At 73.3% G+C, this 17,883-nt stretch carries 16 protein-coding genes and 2 pseudogenes; 12 read left to right on the top strand and 6 right to left on the bottom strand.

What is annotated here, in order from left to right:
• Positions 1 to 19 precede the first annotated feature (19 nt).
• From ACZ3KJ_RS32180 to ACZ3KJ_RS32215, 8 genes are all read left to right on the top strand, one after another.
• Positions 20 to 1,150, top strand: coding sequence for an FAD-dependent oxidoreductase (locus ACZ3KJ_RS32180; RefSeq protein ID WP_467532158.1), 1,131 nt, complete (start codon positions 20 to 22; stop codon positions 1,148 to 1,150).
• The gene (locus ACZ3KJ_RS32185; protein WP_467532160.1) at positions 1,147 to 2,145 is read left to right on the top strand and encodes an amidohydrolase family protein; all 999 of its coding nucleotides are present in this window, start codon (positions 1,147 to 1,149) and stop codon (positions 2,143 to 2,145) included. Before ACZ3KJ_RS32180 ends, ACZ3KJ_RS32185 begins: the two co-directional genes overlap by 4 nt.
• A gap of 4 nt (positions 2,146 to 2,149) precedes the next feature.
• Entirely contained in the window at positions 2,150 to 3,082 is a 933-nt protein-coding gene (locus ACZ3KJ_RS32190) for a VOC family protein (RefSeq protein ID WP_467532162.1), read from the top strand.
• A gap of 114 nt (positions 3,083 to 3,196) precedes the next feature.
• Positions 3,197 to 4,168 (top strand): fumarylacetoacetate hydrolase family protein, encoded by a 972-nt coding sequence (locus ACZ3KJ_RS32195; RefSeq protein ID WP_467532164.1) that lies wholly within the window; start codon positions 3,197 to 3,199, stop codon positions 4,166 to 4,168.
• Positions 4,165 to 4,920 carry an SDR family NAD(P)-dependent oxidoreductase gene (locus ACZ3KJ_RS32200; RefSeq protein ID WP_467532165.1) on the top strand — a complete coding sequence of 252 codons (756 nt, stop codon included), beginning with the start codon at positions 4,165 to 4,167 and terminating at the stop codon, positions 4,918 to 4,920. Before ACZ3KJ_RS32195 ends, ACZ3KJ_RS32200 begins: the two co-directional genes overlap by 4 nt.
• Positions 4,917 to 5,696: an SDR family NAD(P)-dependent oxidoreductase gene (locus ACZ3KJ_RS32205; protein WP_467532166.1), complete on the top strand. Its 780-nt coding sequence runs from the start codon at positions 4,917 to 4,919 to the stop codon at positions 5,694 to 5,696. The genes ACZ3KJ_RS32200 and ACZ3KJ_RS32205 overlap by 4 nt, the downstream gene beginning before the upstream one ends.
• A 13-nt stretch (positions 5,697 to 5,709) precedes the next feature.
• A complete protein-coding gene (locus ACZ3KJ_RS32210; protein WP_467532167.1) occupies positions 5,710 to 6,492 on the top strand; it encodes a CoA transferase subunit A in 783 nt (260 codons plus the stop codon).
• The gene (locus ACZ3KJ_RS32215) at positions 6,492 to 7,142 is read left to right on the top strand and encodes a CoA transferase subunit B (RefSeq protein WP_467532169.1); all 651 of its coding nucleotides are present in this window, start codon (positions 6,492 to 6,494) and stop codon (positions 7,140 to 7,142) included. Before ACZ3KJ_RS32210 ends, ACZ3KJ_RS32215 begins: the two co-directional genes overlap by 1 nt.
• A gap of 27 nt (positions 7,143 to 7,169) precedes the next feature.
• On the opposite strand, the pseudogene ACZ3KJ_RS32220 reads toward ACZ3KJ_RS32215, so the two are convergent.
• A pseudogene (locus ACZ3KJ_RS32220) lies at positions 7,170 to 7,698 on the bottom strand (hypothetical protein).
• A gap of 171 nt (positions 7,699 to 7,869) precedes the next feature.
• Positions 7,870 to 9,174 (bottom strand): DUF3500 domain-containing protein, encoded by a 1,305-nt coding sequence (locus tag ACZ3KJ_RS32225; RefSeq protein ID WP_467532170.1) that lies wholly within the window; start codon positions 9,172 to 9,174, stop codon positions 7,870 to 7,872.
• A gap of 426 nt (positions 9,175 to 9,600) precedes the next feature.
• Between ACZ3KJ_RS32225 and ACZ3KJ_RS32230 the strand changes: the two genes are divergently transcribed.
• Positions 9,601 to 9,804, top strand: a complete 204-nt coding sequence (locus ACZ3KJ_RS32230; protein ID WP_385077134.1) for a cold-shock protein — start codon at positions 9,601 to 9,603, stop codon at positions 9,802 to 9,804.
• A 159-nt stretch (positions 9,805 to 9,963) separates the two neighbouring features.
• Here the strand turns inward: ACZ3KJ_RS32230 and ACZ3KJ_RS32235 are convergent, their stop codons facing one another.
• Positions 9,964 to 10,146 carry a hypothetical protein gene (locus ACZ3KJ_RS32235; protein ID WP_467532251.1) on the bottom strand — a complete coding sequence of 61 codons (183 nt, stop codon included), beginning with the start codon at positions 10,144 to 10,146 and terminating at the stop codon, positions 9,964 to 9,966.
• On the opposite strand from ACZ3KJ_RS32235, the pseudogene ACZ3KJ_RS32240 reads away from it, so the two are divergent.
• Positions 10,109 to 10,460: pseudogene (locus ACZ3KJ_RS32240) on the top strand (isocitrate/isopropylmalate family dehydrogenase); the annotation flags it as partial. The gene ACZ3KJ_RS32235 and the pseudogene ACZ3KJ_RS32240 sit on opposite strands and share 38 nt — an antisense overlap.
• 181 nt (positions 10,461 to 10,641) lie before the next feature.
• Here ACZ3KJ_RS32240 and ACZ3KJ_RS32245 read toward each other — a convergent pair.
• The 3 genes from ACZ3KJ_RS32245 to ACZ3KJ_RS32255 form a co-directional block, all read right to left on the bottom strand.
• Positions 10,642 to 11,085, bottom strand: a complete 444-nt coding sequence (locus tag ACZ3KJ_RS32245; RefSeq protein ID WP_467532172.1) for a helix-turn-helix transcriptional regulator — start codon at positions 11,083 to 11,085, stop codon at positions 10,642 to 10,644.
• Between the two features lie 82 nt (positions 11,086 to 11,167).
• Positions 11,168 to 13,561, bottom strand: a complete 2,394-nt coding sequence (locus ACZ3KJ_RS32250) for an ATP-binding cassette domain-containing protein (RefSeq protein WP_467532174.1) — start codon at positions 13,559 to 13,561, stop codon at positions 11,168 to 11,170.
• A 290-nt stretch (positions 13,562 to 13,851) separates the two neighbouring features.
• A complete protein-coding gene (locus tag ACZ3KJ_RS32255) occupies positions 13,852 to 14,916 on the bottom strand; it encodes an Lrp/AsnC family transcriptional regulator (RefSeq protein WP_467532176.1) in 1,065 nt (354 codons plus the stop codon).
• A 134-nt stretch (positions 14,917 to 15,050) separates the two neighbouring features.
• On the opposite strand from ACZ3KJ_RS32255, the gene ACZ3KJ_RS32260 reads away from it, so the two are divergent.
• Entirely contained in the window at positions 15,051 to 16,361 is a 1,311-nt protein-coding gene (locus tag ACZ3KJ_RS32260; protein ID WP_467532177.1) for a M20 metallopeptidase family protein, read from the top strand.
• On the top strand, positions 16,358 to 17,791 hold the full coding sequence (locus ACZ3KJ_RS32265) for an MFS transporter (protein ID WP_467532179.1): 1,434 nt from the start codon (positions 16,358 to 16,360) through the stop codon (positions 17,789 to 17,791). Before ACZ3KJ_RS32260 ends, ACZ3KJ_RS32265 begins: the two co-directional genes overlap by 4 nt.
• Positions 17,792 to 17,883: the final 92 nt, after the last annotated feature.

Genomic DNA, 17,883 nt, shown 5'->3' on the forward strand with positions numbered 1-17,883 from the left:
AGGAACAAGGGAGTTCCCCATGAGCAATGCCCGTACGGTCCTGGTGATCGGCGGTGGCGCGGCCGGCAACGCCGTGACGGTGCTGCTGCGCCGGGCCGGCCTGACGGTGGACCTCGTCGAGGCGAAGGACGACTGGAACGCCACCGCGGGCTCCGGCATCACCCTCCAGGGCAACGCCCTGCGGGTCCTGCGCGAACTGGGCGTGTGGAAGCAGGTCGAGGCGTCCGGCTTCGGCTTCGGCTCCGTCGGCATCACCGCCCCCGACGGGACCGTCCTGCACGTCCAGGACGACCTGCGCACCGGCGGCGACGACCTGCCCGCCACCGTCGGCATGCAGCGCCCGCAGCTCCAGCGCATCCTCATCGACGCCGTCCGGGACAGCGGCGCCCGCGTGCGGCTGGGCACCCGGGCCGAGTCCCTGGACCAGGACGCCGACGGCGTGACCGTGCGCTTCACCGACGGCACCGAGGGCCGGTACGACCTGGTGATCGCGGCCGACGGCCTCGGCTCCGCCACCCGCGCCGCCATCGGCGTCCCGGACCGGCCCGAGCCGACCGGGATGGCCATCTGGCGCATCGCCGCGCCCCGCCCGGCCGGGGTGACCCGCACCGACCTCGCCTACGGCGGCCCCGCGTACATCGCCGGCTACTGCCCCACCAGCGACTCCACGATCTACGCGTACGTCGTCGAGGCCAACCGCGACCGGGCGGCCATTCCGGCGGACACGTTCGCCGACGAGATGCGCCGCCTGGCCTCCGCGTACGGCGGTTGCTGGCCGGAGATCACCGCGCACATCACCGATCCCGCGCAGGTCAACTACACCTGGTTCGACCGGATGCTGGTCGAAGGCTCCTGGCACCGCGGCCGCGTCGTGCTGATCGGTGACGCCGCCCACTGCTGCCCGCCCACCCTCGCCCAGGGCGCCGCGCTGTCCCTGGAGGACGCGTGGGTGCTGGCGCAGCTGCTGACCGGCGCCGACACCTGGGACGACGCGCTGCTCCAGGCGTTCTACGAGCGGCGGATCAGCCGTGTCCGGCCGGTCGTCGAGGCGTCCGTGCAGATCGGGCAGTGGCAGCTGGACGGGGTGCGCGACGCCGATGTCCCGGGCCTGATGGCCCGCACCATGACGATGCTCCGGGAGCTGCCGTGACGACGCCGACCGTGGACGTGCACGCCCACGTCCTGCTGCCCGAGATCGAGGCGCTCGTGGCGGGACTGCCCGGCCACGCCGAGGCCAAGGCGCTGGACGCCCGCCGCAACGGCCCCGCCGCCCTCGCCGTCAACGGCCCCATGGTGGGCGCGCGCATCCCGAAGCTGACCGACGTCGCCGTGCGCCTGGCGTCGATGGACGCGCAGGGCGTGGACGTGCAGCTGGTCAGCCCCTCCCCGTCGCACTACCACTACTGGGCGGACGAGGACACGGCCGAGAAGGTGTACCGGCTGGCGAACGAGGCCACCGCCGCGCACTGCGCCGCCGCCCCCGACCGGCTGCGCGGGCTCGGGCTCGTACCGCTCCAGCACCCCGACCTCGCGGTCGCGGCCCTGGACCACGCCATGGAGCAGGGGCTGCTGGGTGTGGAGATCTCCAGCCACGCCCCGGGCCGGGAGCTGTCCGACCCCGCCTACGAGCCGTTGTGGGCGCGGGCGGAGGAGACCGGGGCGATCCTGTTCCTGCACCCGTTCGGCTGCACGCTCGACGAGCGCCTGGACCGGTGGTACCTGTCCAACACCGTCGGCCAGCCCACCGAGAACGCCGTCGCGCTGTCCCACCTGATCTTCTCGGGCGTCCTGGATCGGCATCCGGGGCTGACGCTGATCGCCGCGCACGGCGGCGGCTACCTGCCCACCCACATCGGCCGCTCCGACCACGCCTGGTCGGCCCGCTCCGACGCGGGCGCGGGCTGCGCCCACCTGCCGAGCAGCTACCTGAAGCGCCTGTACTTCGACTCCCTGGTCCACGACCCGCACGTGCTGCGGGAGCTGGTCCGCGTCGCCGGCGCCGACCGGGTGCTCCTCGGCTCCGACTTCCCCTTCGACATGGGCAGCGAGGACCCGGTCGGCGCCCTGCGCGCCGCGCGGCTGTCCGACGCCGACGTCGAGGCCGTACGGGGCGGCAACGCGGCCGCCCTCCTCCGGAAGGACTGACACCATGCGCCTGCTCACCCACCTGCGGCACGTCGACCTCGCCGTGCCCGACTACGACAAACAGCTGGACTTCTACGCCGGCGTCTGGGGCCTGACCAAGGTCGCCGAGGACTCCGGGATCTCCTTCCTGGCCGCCGAGGGCTCCCCCGAGCAGTACGTCGTCCGGCTGCGCAAGGCCGACGAGAAGCGCCTCGACCTCGTCTCCTACGGCGCCGCGTCCGCCGCCGACGTCGACACGCTCGCCGAGCGGCTGCTGGCCGGGGGCGTGCAGCTGATCTCGCGGCCGGGCACGGTCGACACCCCCGGCGGCGGCTACGGCTTCCGCTTCTTCGACGTCGACGGACGCACCATCGAGGTCTCCGCCGACGTGGAGGTGCGGCAGCACCGCAAGATCGAGGAGAAGGAGTCGATCCCGGTCAAGCTGTCGCACGTCGTCCTCAACTCGCCCGACCTGAACCGGACCCGCGAGTGGTACGAGCGCCACCTCGGCTTCGCCCTGTCGGACACCCTCAGCTCGCCCCACATGGGCGAGGTCATGCACTTCATGCGGATCAGCAACCAGCACCACTCGATGGCGCTGGCCAAGGGCCCGCACACCTCGCTGCACCACATCTCGTTCGAGATGCGCGGCATCGACGAGTACATGCGCGGTTCCGGCCGGGTCATCCGCGCCGGGTTCCAGAAGATCTGGGGCCCCGGCCGGCACATGGCCGGGGACAACACCTTCACGTACTTCCTCGACCCGCACGGCAACACCGTCGAGTACACCACCGAGCTGGAGCTCCTCGACGAGGACACCTGGCACCCCCACGTCTACGACTTCTCCCAGCCCGAGGTCACCGACCAGTGGGGCACGGCGAACCCGATGAACGAGCTCGTCGCCAAGGAGTCGTTCAACGACCCCGACCGCGGCGTGTTCGTCGCCCCGCCGGTCTGATCCTCCCCGCCGGCTCCGGGGGCGCGGCGCGTCCTGTCATGCCCTGACTGCCCGCCGCGCCCCCGGTCCGCAAGCCTTCCGTCACCCCTCCCACCCCCTCCCAGGAGCCGCACCATGCGTTTCGCCGCCTACGAGCACCGGCAGCGCCGCCGCGTGGCCGTCGTCGAGGAGGACGGCACGCTCCTCCCGCTGCCCGGCGTGCAGTCCCTCACCGCGCTGCTCGCGGAGACCGACGGGCTGCCCGGACTGCTCGCCGCCGGCGCGGCCGCCCTCGACGTGCCCGCGGGCCCGCACGTCTCCCAGGTACGGCTGCTGCCGCCGCTCCAGCCCGCCTCGGTCCGGGACTTCGTCACCTTCGAGGAACACGTCGAGGGGGTACGCCGCTCCGTCGACGGCGCGGCGGGCGTGCCCGACCAGTGGTACGCGGCACCGACCTTCTACTTCACCAACCCGCACGCCGTCTACGGCCACCTCGACGACATCCCGGTGCCGCCCGGCTCGTCGGTGCTCGACTTCGAGCTGGAGGTGGGCGTCGTCATCGGCCGCGAGGGCCGCGACCTGACCCCCGCGGCGGCCCGGGACCACATCGTCGGCTACACCGTCTTCAACGACTGGTCCGCCCGCGACCTCCAGTCCGCCGAGATGAAGGTCGGCCTCGGCCCCTGCAAGGGCAAGGACACCGCCACCACCCTCGGCCCCTGCCTGGTCACGGCCGACGAGCTGGAACCGCACCGGGACGCCGACGGCTTCCTGCGCCTGGCGCTGACCGCCGAGATCAACGGCGAGGTGGTCGGCGAGGACCTGCTGTCCAACATGAGCTGGACCTTCGAGGAGATGGTCGCCTACGCCTCGCGCGGCACCCGCGTCGTGCCGGGTGACGTGCTCGGCTCCGGCACCTGCGGCAACGGCGGCTGCCTGGCCGAGCTGTGGGGCCTGCGCGGCGAGCAGTCCCCGCCGCCGCTGAAGCCCGGCGACACCGTCTCCCTCACCGTCGAGGGCATCGGCACGCTCACCAACACCGTCGTCCCCGGTGTCGAGCCCGTGCCGCTGCCGGCCGGCCGGCGCCGCTCGCGGGAGCGGCCGTGACCGCCCCGCACCCCAAGCGGCTCCTGGGCAAGGTCGTGGTGGTCACCGGCGCGGCCCGCGGCCAGGGCGCCGCCGAGGCCGAGGCGCTCACCCGGGAGGGCGCCCGTGTCATCGCCACCGACGTCGACCCCGGGGACGGCTGCCGCCGGCTCGACGTCACCAGCGAGCGGGACTGGGCCGGCCTCGCCGCCGACCTGCGCGAGGCGTACGGGGAGGTGCACGGCCTGGTGAACAACGCGGGCGTCACCTGGCGCGCCCGCCTCGGCGACGTGCGCCCCGAGGACATGGCGCGCGTCCACGCGGTCAACGTCACCGGCCCCCTGCTGGGCATCCAGCACCTCGCGCCCCTCATGCCCGCCGGCGCCTCCGTGGTGAACGTGGGCTCCTCGGCGGCCCTCACCGCCCACTACCCGGTCGCGTACACCACCAGCAAGTGGGCGCTGCGCGGCCTGTCGCGGACCGCCGCCCTGGAGCTCGGCCCGCGCGGCATCCGCGTCAACACCGTCCACCCCGGCTACATCGAGACCGACATGACCGCTTCCGCCGCCCCGGCCTTCCGCGAGGCCAACGTCCGTGAGACCCCGCTGGGCCGCACCGGCACCGTCGACGAGGTCACCGGCCTGGTCGTCTTCCTGCTCTCCGACGAGGCGTCGTTCGTCACCGGCGCCGAGATCCCCGTGGACGGCGGGCTCACCGCGCACGGCGGCGTCAAGTCCGTCTCCGACGCCCTGCGCGCGGAGGTGACCGGATGAAGCGGCTCGAAGGGAAGGTCGCGCTGGTCTCCGGCACCGCGCGCGGCCAGGGCCGGGCGGCGGCGCTGCGGTTCGCGGCCGAGGGCGCGCTCGTCGTCGGCGGCGACCTGCTGCACGAGGAGGCGGTCGAGACGCAGCGGCTCATCGCCCGCGAGGGCGGCACCGCCCTCACCCCCGGCCCGCTGGACGTCACCGACGAGGACTCCGTCCGCTCCTGGGTGGCGGAGGCCGTCGACGCGTTCGGCGGCGTCGACGTCGTCTACGCCAACGCCGGCGCCGTCCGCTTCGGGGCGATCGACAGCCAGCCGTACGAGGATTTCGCGTTCACGATGCGCGCCGAGCTGGACTCGGTGTGGCTGACCGTGCGCGCGGCCTGGCCGCACCTCGTCGCCGCCCGCGGCTGCGTCCTCACCGTCGGCTCGACGGCCGGGCTGACCGGCTCGCTCACCAACGCGCGCACCGCGCACACCGCCTCCAAGGGCGCGGTGATCGCGCTGACCCGCCAGCTCGCCGCGGAGGGTGCCCCGCACGGCATCCGGGTCAACTGCGTCAGCCCCGGAATGATCGACACCGACGGCTCCCGCGGCAACCTCCTCGCCGACGACCACCCGATGCGCTCCATCGCCCGGCACATCCCGCTGGGGCGGCTCGGCGCGGCCGACGACGTCGTCAACGCGGCCGTGTTCCTGGCCTCCGACGAGGCCGCGTACATCACGGGCGCCAACCTCGTCGTGGACGGCGGCTGGTCCGCCGTGCTGCCCGGCGCCATCACCTGAAAGGACTCCCCCTGTGAACAAGGTCCGCGGCAGCGCCGCCGAGGCCGTCGCCGACATCCCCGACGGCGCGTCACTGGCCGTCGGCGGCTTCGGCCTCAGCGGCGTACCCGAGGCACTGATCCGTGCCCTGCACACCCAGGGGGCGACCGGTCTGCGGGTCGTCTCCAACAACTGCGGCGTGGACGGCCGCGGCCTCGGCGTCCTGCTCGCCGCCGGCCGCATCGCCCGCGTCACCGGCTCCTACGTGGGCGAGAACAAGGAGTTCGCCCGCCAGTACCTCTCCGGGGAACTGGAGGTCGAGCTCACCCCCCAGGGCACGCTCGCCGAACGCCTGCGCGCCGGCGGCGCCGGCATCCCCGCCTTCTACACCCCGGCGGGCGTCGGCACCCAGGTCGCTCAGGGCGGTCTGCCCTGGCGCTACGCCTCCGACGGGTCCGTCGCCGTGGCCTCCCCGCCCAAGGAGACCCGCGACTTCGCGGGCCGCCCGCATGTGCTGGAGGAGGGCATCACCACCGACTTCGCCCTCGTACGGGCCTGGCGCGGCGACCGCCACGGCAACCTGTGCTTCCGCCTCGCGGCCGCCAACTTCAACCCCCTCGCCGCGATGGCCGGCCGCGTCACCGTCGCCGAGGTCGAGGAACTCGTCGAACCGGGCGAGCTGCGCCCCGACGAGGTGCACCTGCCCGGCATCTACGTGCAGAGGGTCGTCCGGCTCAGCGCCGAGGAGGCCGCCGACAAGCGGATCGAGCGCCTCACTGTTTCCGCATCTTCGACCCGAGGGACGGTGCGTTCCTGATGGCCTGGACCCGCGACCAGATGGCGGCCCGCGCCGCCGCCGAGCTCACCGACGGCTCCTACGTCAACCTGGGCATCGGCCTGCCGACCCTGATCCCCGGCCACCTCCCGCCCGGGGTCCACGTGGTGCTGCACTCCGAGAACGGCATCCTGGGCACCGGCCCGTACCCCACCGAGGACCAGGTCGACCCGGACCTGATCAACGCCGGCAAGGAGACCGTGACGGTCCTGCCGGGCGCCTCCTTCTTCGATTCCGCGCTCTCCTTCGGCATGATCCGCGGCGGCCACATCGACACCGCGGTCCTCGGCGCCATGCAGGTGTCGGCCGCCGGCGACCTGGCCAACTGGATGATCCCGGGGAAGATGGTCAAGGGCATGGGCGGCGCCATGGACCTCGTGCACGGCGCCCGCCGGGTCATCGTCCTGATGGAGCACACCGCCAAGGACGGCAGCCCGAAGATCCTGAAGGACTGCACCCTGCCGCTCACGGGCGAGCGGTGCGTGCACCGCGTCATCACCGACCTGGGCGTCCTGGACGTCACCGCCGACGGCCTCGCCCTGGTCGAGACGGCTCCGGGCGTCACCGTCGAGGACATCACGTCCCGCACCGACGCCCCGGTCCGCCTGGGCAGCCACTCGGCCGCCCGCTGACCGACCCCGCACCGTACGGGCGAACGGTCAGTCCAGCAGGGCGGCCGTGAACCCGTCGCGGTGCGCCCGGAGCCATTCCTGCACACGGTCCCAGCGTCGCCGGCCGCCGCGCTCGGACAGCATCCGGGTGTAGACGGGGTCACCCGCCGCCACGCGGTCGGCGACGAAGGCCCGACAGGAAGCGGTCACCTGTTCGACGACCGCGGGCAGTTCGGCGCGCTCCTGCGGGGAGAGGCCGTAGCTGTCGGCGAGGATCCGCAGCCGTGTCGGGGCGTGCAGCCCGGCGGGGCAGAGGGCCGCCGCGGAGGCGGGGTCGAGGGACGGGCGGCCGTTCCCGGACGTAGGTCAACTGTTCACGGCCGTCCGGGGTGAGCCGGACCGGCCTCGGAGCCGCGTCGAAGCCGTGCTCCCCGAGCGCCAGGAGGTGGGCGTGGAGGGCGCGCGCGGTGCGTGGCGCGGGCCGGTCCACCAGTCCGCCACGGCGGAACACCGCACCCGCGTTGACCGTGCCGCCGGTCAGCACGTCGCCGTCTCCCGCCCCGCCCTCGGCCGTCATGTGGGTGACGTTAGCCTCGGTCCTCCGCGACGGCCATGTCTCCGCACCGCGGCTCCTGCATCAGGAGAACCTCGGCGGGTGAGGGCTGGGGGCGGGGCGCCCGGCCGGACGCCGACGGGCGCCCCGGCCGGAGCCGGGGCGCCCGAGGTGGCGCGGGCGGCGGAGCGACCGTCAGTGGTCGGTCGCCAGGTGGAGCTTGAGCAGGTCCACGCCGTAGTCGTTGCCGTTGGGGGTGCGGATGATGGTGTGGATGTGCTGCTGGGTGGGGGTTCCGCCGGGACCGCCGCCGCCGGGGGCGCCGCCCGGGCTCGCCGAGGTGGAGGGCGAGGCGGAGGCGGACGGCGTGGCCGAGGCCGAGCTGCCGTCCTCGTCCTCGTGGTACGCGAGCGGGGACTCGGCGTCGTATTCGATCAGCACGACCGGGCTGTGGACGCGGTAGTAGAACGCCGAGTCGTCCTCGTACTCGCCGATCCAGTAGAAGTACGTGTCGTCGAGGTGCTTCTCGATCTCCCGCAGCCGCACCCGCGCGTGGCCCTCGTCCTGGTAGCCGACGTACACCTCGACCAGGTCGAGCAGCAGCTGCTGCTGCCGGCGGTTCAGCTCGGAGCCCTTGAGGCCCGCGTACGGGATGACGGCGTTGTCCTGGCCGGCTCCGGCGATCAGGTCGGCGCCGGTCTTCGCGGCGGTGGAGAGCGCGGTGGCGAGCTGAGTGCTGTCCAGCGAGCGCAGGAGCTTGAGGCCGGCGGCGGTCTCCTCGCGGAAGAGGTGGTAGTCCACACCGTCGTAGGTGATCTTCGTCGGCTCGGAGCCCATGAAGGTCGGGGTCATCACGACCTGGTCGCCGAGGACGAAGTAGTTGATGACGAGGTGGTGGCCCTCGAACTGGAAGCCCCAGGCGTCCTTCGCCGACGGGGTGCCCATGACGGTGAACCAGTAGGCGTCCTCGTTGAGCGCCTTGGAGGTGTCGCCCGAGTACTCGCCGAGGAAGTGGTTGAGCTTGCGGATGCTGTTGGCCTGCTTCAGGCCGCGAGCCGACAGCGAGGCCTTGAGCAGCTTCAGGGCGAGCGCGTACTGCTTCTCGGTGAGGTCGCGCAGGGCGACGCCCTCACGGTCGTTGGAGTCGACGTTGGTCCAGTCCAGCCACTGGTCGGCGTCGACGTCGAAGAGCGTGGCCGACTTCTGGTCGTCGGTGAGCGAGTCGACGAAGGCCTGCGCGGCGCGGATCACCGGGGTGGTGGAGACGCCGGTGGAGTGGATCGCGTACAGGTCGTCGACGACGGTGCCGTCCGTGGTGACGCCGACGAAGTCGTCGTAGGCGATCGTCTGGCCGAAGCCGCCGCCGGCCGGCGGGCCCGACGGCGACGCGCTCGCGGTCGCGTCGGTCGTCGACGTCGTCTCGGCGCCGGCCGTGGTGGCGGCGTAGCCGCCCATGACCGCGACGGCGGAGACGCCGCCGGCGAGCAGGGCCTTGTTCATGAACCAACGGCGTGAGCGGTGGGTTCCCGGGGTGCGCGGCTTGTGTCCGTGGGTGGTGTGATTCACATCGTCGACAATTTCGTCGGTGATTAAAGGGAGGCTGGCAACAACCTGTGCGCTGCATAGGAATCGTCGCGTCGGGTGTACATGAACAGCGGCCCGGCGCAGGGCAGTTGGCGGAGCGGCGAGGGCGTACACGGGCGGGGCGACCGACCTCCCGTGGCGGGCGCCGCACGCGGGTCCCGGCGGCGGCCGTGCACCGGCCGGCGTACGTCGCGCGCAACACGAAGAAGACCTCGTGCAGAAAGATCGGATAATTCGGTGACCCGTGGGGTAGGAAGGGTTCTGGGACGCCGCCCATGCTCGTGGAAGGCTCCCACATTCCACTCCAGCCGGGTGACCGGCGAGAACGAAGGACACAACAGCATGGCCAGCGGCACCGTGAAGTGGTTCAACGCCGAGAAGGGCTTCGGATTCATCGCCCAGGACGGCGGCGGGCCGGACGTCTTCGCGCACTACTCCAACATCTCCGGCAACGGCTACCGGGAGCTGGTCGAGGGGGAGACGGTCACCTTCGACGTGACCCAGGGCCAGAAGGGCCCCCAGGCCGAGAACATCGTCCGCGGCTGACACGGATCCCGGGCGCCGGGCTCTCACCTCGAGAGCCCGGCGCCGGGTCCTGTCCCGCCACAGGATGTGAAGGGGTCCGGCAGCGGCCGGGCCCCTTGTCCATCCTCTGCTCCGGGCCCGTGGCGTCCCGCCTGAGCTGACGCCCATGCCGAGAGACGATCAGCGGCTCGCGGTGGACGCGGGCGTCGGCGTACCCGTGCCCGCGGGCGGGGAGCTCTGGACCGTCGGCGCGGTGATCCTCAACGACCGGGGCGAGGCCTTCGCCCAGAAGCGCAGCGCGAGCCGGCGCCTCTTCCCCGGCCCGAGGACCGTCGTCGTGGCCTCCAACCTCAGCGCGGACATCCTCTCCGGCCTCGGCAGCGCCCTGGCCGGCAGCCTCGGTCTGGCCGCCAGCGCCAACCTTCAACCCCGAGCGCCGCTTCCCCGGCATGTTCGAGCCCGTCCACGGTTCCGCCCCGGACATCGCCGGGCAGGGCCCGGCAAATCCGATCGGCGCGGTGGGCAGTGCCGCGCTGATGCTGGAGCACTTCGGGCTTCCCGAGCAGGCGGTCCGTCTGCACCGGGCCATCGAGGCCACCACGGCCGCGGGCGTCCCCACCCGGGACGTCGGCGGCACCGCCTCCACCGAGGACGTCACCAAGGCCCTCATCGACGCTGAACGGCTGAGCCGCCGGCCGTCGGTGTCCCACACCCGCGGCCGTCGGTGTCCCACCCCATCGTCCCGGGCCGCCTTCACGTCGCGCCGGCGGCCCGGGCAGCCGCTCCACAGCGGCCGCCACCGTGCCGGGTCCCGATCCACCGGGACTCGGCACGGTGCCGCGTTCCGGGGCGGCAGCGTCAGGTGCGGTCCGACGACCGCGCCTGACGGTTCCTGACCGGTCTGGTCACCTGTTTCGCCACGCACGACGGGATGCCTTCCGTCCCGCTCGCCGCCAGGCGCCGGTAGGCGCCGGGGGACATGCCGACCAGTTCGCTGAAGCGCGTGCTGAAGGTGCCCAGCGACGCGCAGCCGACCGCGAAGCAGACCTCGGTGACGCTGAGTTCACCCCGGCGCAGCAACGCCATCGCCCGTTCGATCCGGCGCGTCATCAGGTAGGAGTACGGCGATTCCCCGTAGGCGAGGCGGAACTCGCGGCTGAGATGGCCCGCCGACATGTTCACGCCGCGGGCCAGTGCCTCGACGTCCAGCGGCTGCGCGTACTCCCGGTCGATGCGGTCGCGGACGCGGCGCAGCAGCGCGAGGGTGCGCAGGTTCGGAGCCGCGGCGGGTCTGCTGGTCACCCACGCGATCTTGCCACACACGACGGGTGGGCGGCGGGGCCGCGGACACCCTGCCCTCCCCCCGCCTTCGCGGGCGCCCCGGTCAGGCGCCCACGTAGGCCGCGAGGTGCTCGCCGGTGAGGGTGGAGCGGGCGGCGACGAGGTCGGCGGGGGTTCCCTCGAAGACGATCCGGCCGCCGTCGTGGCCGGCGCCGGGACCGAGGTCGATGATCCAGTCCGCGTGTGCCATGACCGCCTGGTGGTGTTCGATGACGACGACCGACTTGCCCGAGTCGACCAGCCGGTCCAGCAGGCCGAGCAACTGCTCGACGTCGGCGAGGTGGAGGCCGGTGGTCGGCTCGTCGAGGACGTAGACGCCGCCCTTCTCGCCCATGTGCGTGGCCAGCTTGAGCCGCTGCCGCTCGCCGCCGGACAGCGTGGTGAGCGGCTGGCCGAGGGTGAGGTAGCCGAGCCCGACGTCGGCGAGCCGTCCGAGGACGCGGTGCGCGGCCGGGGTGCGCGCCTCGCCGGTGGCGAAGAACTCCTCCGCCTCCGTCACCGGCATCGCCAGCACCTCGCCGATGTCGCGGCCGCCGAGGCGGTACTCCAGCACCGAGGCCTGGAACCGCCTCCCGTCGCACTCCTCGCAGGTGGTGGCGACGCCGGCCATCATCGCCAGGTCGGTGTAGATGACGCCGGCGCCGTTGCAGTTCGGGCAGGCGCCCTCGGAGTTGGCGCTGAACAGCGCCGGCTTCACGCCGTTGGCCTTGGCGAACGCCTTGCGGATCGGGTCGAGGAGCCCGGTGTACGTTGCCGGGTTGGAGCGGCGCGAGCCGCGGATCGGGGCCTGGTCCACCGAGACCACGCCCGCCGAGGCCGGGACGGAGCCGCGGACGAGCGAGCTCTTGCCCGAACCGGCCACGCCCGTGACCACGCACAGCACGCCGAGCGGGATGTCGACGTCGACGTCGCGCAGGTTGTGCGTCGACGCGCCGCGGATCTCCAGCGCGCCGGTGGGCTCACGCACCGTCTTCTTCAGCGCGGCCCGGTCGTCGAGGTGGCGGCCGGTGACCGTGCCGCTCGCCCGCAGCCCTTCGACGGTGCCCTCGAAGCAGACCGTGCCGCCCGCCGTTCCGGCCCCGGGCCCGAGGTCCACCACGTGGTCGGCGATGGCGATCGCCTCCGGCTTGTGCTCCACGACGAGCACCGTGTTGCCCTTGTCCCGCAGGCGCAGCAGCAGGTCGTTCATCCGCTGGATGTCGTGCGGGTGCAGGCCGATGGTGGGCTCGTCGAAGACGTAGGTGACGTCGGTGAGCGAGGACCCGAGGTGGCGGATCATCTTCACCCGCTGCGCCTCGCCGCCCGACAGCGTGCCCGACGGGCGGTCCAGCGAGAGGTAGCCGAGGCCGATCTCCGTGAACGAGTCGAGGGTGTGCTGGAGCGCCGCGAGCAGCGGCGCCACCGACGGGTCCGACAGGCCGCGGATCCAGTCGGCCAGGTCGCTGATCTGGAGGGCGCAGGCGTCGGCGATGTTGAGCTCTCCGATCCGCGACGAGCGGGCGAGTCCGCTCAGCCGGGTGCCGTCGCACTCGGGGCAGTCGGCGAAGGTCACCGCCCGGTCCACGAACGCCCGGATGTGCGGCTGCATCGCCTCCCGGTCCTTGGATAGCATCGACTTCTGGAGCTTGGGGATCAGCCCCTCGTAGGTGAGGTTGACGCCGTTGATCTTCACCTTGGTCGGCTCGCGGTAGAGGAAGTCGTGCCGCTCCCTCTTGGTGTACTCGCGGATCGGCTTGCGCGGGTCGAAGAAGCCCGACTCGGTGATGACCCGCACCACCCAGCCGTCCCCGGTGTAGGTGGGGATGGTGAACGGGTCCTCCGAGAGCGACTTGGAGTCGTCGAAGAGCTGGGTGAGGTCGATGTCGGTGACCGTTCCCCGGCCTTCGCAGTGCGTGCACATGCCGCCGGTCCGGCTGAAGGTCACCTTCTCGGTCCTGGTCTTCTCGGATCCGCGGTCGACCGTGTACCCGCCGCTCGCGGAGACCGAGGCGACGTTGAAGGAGTACGCGCCGGGCGGGCCGATGTGCGGCGTGCCGAGCCGGCTGAAGAGGATGCGCAGCATCGCGTTGGCGTCGGTGACCGTGCCGACCGTGGAGCGGGGGTCGGCGCCCAGCCGCTGCTGGTCGACGATGATCGCGGTCGTCAGCCCTTCGAGGACGTCGACCTCGGGCCGCGCCGGCGTGGGCATGAAGCCCTGGACGAAGGCGCTGTAGGTCTCGTTGATCAGCCGCTGGGACTCGGCGGCGATCGTGTCGAACACCAGCGAGCTCTTACCGGAGCCGGAGACACCGGTGAACACCGTCAGCCGGCGTTTGGGGATCTCGACGTCGACGCCCTTGAGGTTGTTCTCGCGCGCCCCGTGGACGCGGATCAGTTCGTGGCTGTCGGCGGCGTGCGGCACGGGCGACTGCTGGTTCGCCGTCGTGGCCTTGCTCATCGTGGTCTTCTCCTCTGTCGGGCGGGGCCGTCGTCGCGGCCTCGCCCCGGCTCGCCCGGTTCCGTCCGCGGAAATGCTAGGTGGGGCACGGCGCGGGCTGCTTCTCGATTCCTGACCGATCCGCCCTCCCGGCCCGCACCTCCCTCCCGGCCCGCTCCTCCCTCCGGGCCCGCCTTCCCGGTCCGCACCTCCCTCCCGGTCCACGTGGCGTGGCGGCCGCGTCGCGCCGGGTGCGGCTCGCGCCGGTCGGTGCCGGGCGGTGCCGGGCGACCCCCGGCTGTCAGACCGTGTCAGGCCGGTGTGCCGCCCGCCCTGCGCAGCCGGTCCAGCAGCGCCGTCTCGGCGGCGCTCGTGTCGCCGTCGTTCCACATCCCGGTGAACGGGACGGTCCGCAGCCGCCGCCCCTCCGGGTCGAGGATGTGCCCGGCGTGCTTGAGCCGCCACAGGGTGACCGCCCGGTCGGCGATGGTGAGGTCGGGGAAGCGCTGCACGAGCGCCGCCTCGAACGGCTGGATGTCGCCCACCGACCGCAGCCACACCGTGAACAGCAGATTGTGCGGGCCGGTCAGCGTGGCGCACAGCCGTGTCTCCCGCATGCCGGAGAGCTGCGCCGTGACGCGCGCCGTCTCGGCCGCCGGGACGGCGCCCCACACGGTGGCGCTCACCGGCCAGCCCGATACCGAGCGCGCCGCCTCGCAGCGGTACGCGATGGCGTTCGCCGCCTCCAGCCTCGCCAGCCGCCGCCGTACGGTGGCGGCACTCAGGCCGCTTCGTTCGGCGAGGCGGCTGACGCTCTGCCGGCAGTCCTCCCCGAGCAGCAGGACGAGGTCGAGGTCGGCCGGGCCGAGGGTCGCGGCGGGGGCGGCGGGGCGGGCCCGCTGGCCGTCCGGTCTGCCGCTCTCCTTCAGCCGGTCCAGACGCCATCGGCTGCCCTCGGTGTGCAGGGCGGTCGCGATCTGGGTGCGGGTCGCGGCGATGCCCGGCAGCGTTCCCAGGCGGAAGCCGACGTAGCGGGCCAGTCGGGTCTGGCTGCGGAACACCGCCGTCAGCAGGAGGTCGCGGGAGCCCGTGGCGTGTTCGATGTTGAACAGGGCGGCGTCGTCGACCAGTTGCTCGCAGACCGTGTGCAGCCGGCCGGGCTCGCAGTCGACCTCGATGAACGCCACGATCAGCTCTCCCGTGGCGGCCGGGGACGGATGACAGCCGAGCCAGGCCAGTCCCGCGTCGGTGAGACGGGCCCAGCGCCGCGCCGCCGTCGTGGCGTCCACGTCCAGCAGGGCGCCGATCCGCCGCCAGTCGGCCCGGGGCTCGTGCTGGAGGGCGGTGATCAGCAGGTAGTCGATCTCGTCGAGCACACCGTCCCCTTCTCCTGCCGGGTCCGAGCGGCCCATGAGCCGGTCGTGGCCGATTCCTGCGAATGATCTCGGTGAATTGCCTCATCACTGCGTTGCCGGCCGAGCGTGCGGACGGTGAGCGCACGATACACGCCATGTTCCAGCACGCTGACGCCACCGCCCTCGCCGACGAGCTGACCGACCTGCGCCGCCGTCTGCACCGTGATCCCGAACTCGGCCTGGACCTTCCCCGTACACAGGGCAAGGTCCTCGAAGCCCTGGACGGCCTGCCCCTGGAGATCACGACCGGCCGGGGGCTGAGTTCCGTCACGGCCGTCCTGCGCGGCGGGCGGCCCGGTCCCGCCGTGCTGCTGCGCGCCGACATGGACGCGCTGCCGGTCACCGAGGACACCGGTCTGCCGTACGCCTCCGAGAACCCCGGGATCATGCACGCCTGCGGCCACGACCTGCACACCGCCGGGCTCGTGGGTGCGGCCCGCCTGCTGGCCGCGCGCCGCGAGGAGCTGGCGGGCGACGTGGTCTTCATGTTCCAGCCCGGCGAGGAGGGCGACGGCGGGGCCCGGATCATGATCGAGGAGGGGGTCCTGGACGCGGCCGGCTCCCGCGTCGTCGCGGCCTACGGCCTGCACGTGTTCTCCACCCAGGTCCCCAAGGGCATCGTCGCCACGCGCCCCGGCACCCTGCTGGCCGCCAGCGACACCTTCGACGTCACCGTCACCGGCCGCGGCGGCCACGGATCCATGCCGCACCTGACCCGTGACCCGGTCGTCGCCGCCTGCGACATGGTCACCGCGCTCCAGACCCGGCTCGCCCGCGAGATCGACGTGCACGACCCGGCGGTGATCACCGTGGGTGTCTTCCACGCGGGCACCGCCCGCAACGTGGTGCCCGGCACCGCCGAGTTCAGCGCCACCGTCCGGACCTACTCGGAGGCCGTCCGGGACCAGGTCCAGGCCCTGGTGGAGCGCACGCTGCGGGGTGTGGCCGCCGCCCACGACGTCGACGTGCGCGTCGACTACGGCCGCCAGTACCCGGCCACGGTCAACCCGCCCGCCGAGGCGGCGTTCGCGCTCGGGACGGCGCTCGACCTGTTCGGGCCCACCCGCGTCTTCGAAGCCCCCCGGCCCGTCTCCGGGTCGGAGGACTTCTCCTTCGTGCTGCAACAGGTCCCCGGCGCCTTCCTCGCCGTCGGCGCCTGCCCGCCCGACCGCGATCCGGCCACCGCGCCCGTCAACCACTCGCCGCAGGCCGTGTACGACGACGGCGTGCTGCCCGACCAGGCGCTGCTGCTGGCCACCCTCGCCGCCCGGCGACTGGCCCTGCAAGCGGCGGGGACAGCCGCCGACCCCACCGGACCCGCCCCCACCGGCCCCGGTGCCACCGCGCTCCCGTCCGCCCCGCCGGCCACCGCCGCGGCCGCGACCACCTCCGGGGAGGGCGCGTGACCGACACCGCCGCCGCACCGGGCGGACCGGCGGCGGCGCCTCCCGCCGGGCCCGCGGCCTCCGCCCGGACGGTCGTGGGGCTGCTCGTCCTGTTCGAGCTCATGAGCGGGTTCCTCCAGACCGGCATCGCCCCCCTGCTGCCCGACCTCGGCGACCACCACGGCGTCGGCGACTCCGCCGTCAACTGGGTGATCTCCGTGCAGCTGCTCTCCGGAGCGGTCCTCGTGCCGGTCTTCGGCCGGCTCGGCGACCTCCACGGCCACCGCCGGATGCTGCGCGTCGCCCTCGTCTCGGTCGCGGCCGGCACCCTGCTGCTCGCCCTGGCCCCGGACTTCACCACGCTGCTGCTCGCCCGCGTCCTCCAGGGAGCGCTCGTCGCGCTGCTCCCGCTGGAGATCGCGCTCGTCAGGAACCGGCTCCCGGTCGAGCAGGCCCGGGCCGCCATCGCCCGCCTGGTCGGCGCCCTCACCCTCGGCAGCCTGATCGGCGCCGTCGCGATGGGCGCGATCAGCCAGGCGGTGGCCGACCTCCGGCTGGTGCTGCTCGTGCCCGCGCTCCTCGCGCTGGCGTGCGTGCCCGTGGCGTTCTGGCGCATCCCCGAGAGCGTGCCGCGCACGGCCGGCGGCCCCGACTGGCCCGGCGCGTGCCTGCTCGGCGCCGCGCTGGTCACCCTGCTCGCGGGGGTGTCGCGCGCCGAGCACGGCGGCTGGCTCTCGGCGCAGGTCCTGCTGCCGCTGCTGGCCTGCGCGGTCCTGGCCGGTGTCTGGGTGCGGGTCGAACTGCGCACCGAGGACCCGCTGGTGGACCTGCGTGCCCTGCGCGGACGCGCCGTGGCGCCCTTCTACCTGACCTCGTTCTTCTTCGGTGTCCTGTACTTCGGCAGTCAGTCCCCGAACGCCACGTTCCTCGCCGCCGACGCCGGCACCGACGGCTACGGCTTCGGTCTGAACGCCCTGGCCATCTCCCTGGTCGGCCTGCCCGCCACGCTCGCCGCTCTCGCCACCTCGAGCTGCACCGCCCTGATCGCCCGGCGCCTCGGCTACCGCCCCACCCTGATCGCCGCGTTCTCCCTGATGACCGCCGGGTTCGTGGCCCTGGCGGTCCTGCACGACGCGCTCTGGCAGGTCGTGGCCGCCCTGCTGCTGTGCGGGACGGGCACCGGCGCGGCGCTCGGCGCCATGCCCACGGTCATCGTCGAGGCCACACCCGTGGACCGCACGGGGGTCGCCTCCGCGCTGTACAACAACGTCAAGACCGTCGGCGGCGCGGTCGCGGGCGGTGCCATCGCCTCCCTGCTCGCCTCGGCGACGCCCCTCGGCGGGGCCACGCCCAGCGAGGGCGGCTACACCGCGGTCTGGGCGCTGTGCGCCGTCTTCGGCCTGGCGGCGGTGGCCGCGGTCGCCCTCGCCCACCGCTCCGAACAGACCTGACGACGGCGCGGGCCGGCAGGACGGCGCCCGCCCCCGAGGACAGGTCCGGGACGGCCGCGGCCGTGCGCGCCCCGGCAGCACGGCCGCGCACG

The sequence above is a fragment of the Streptomyces sp. NPDC003248 genome, assembly GCF_055563235.1.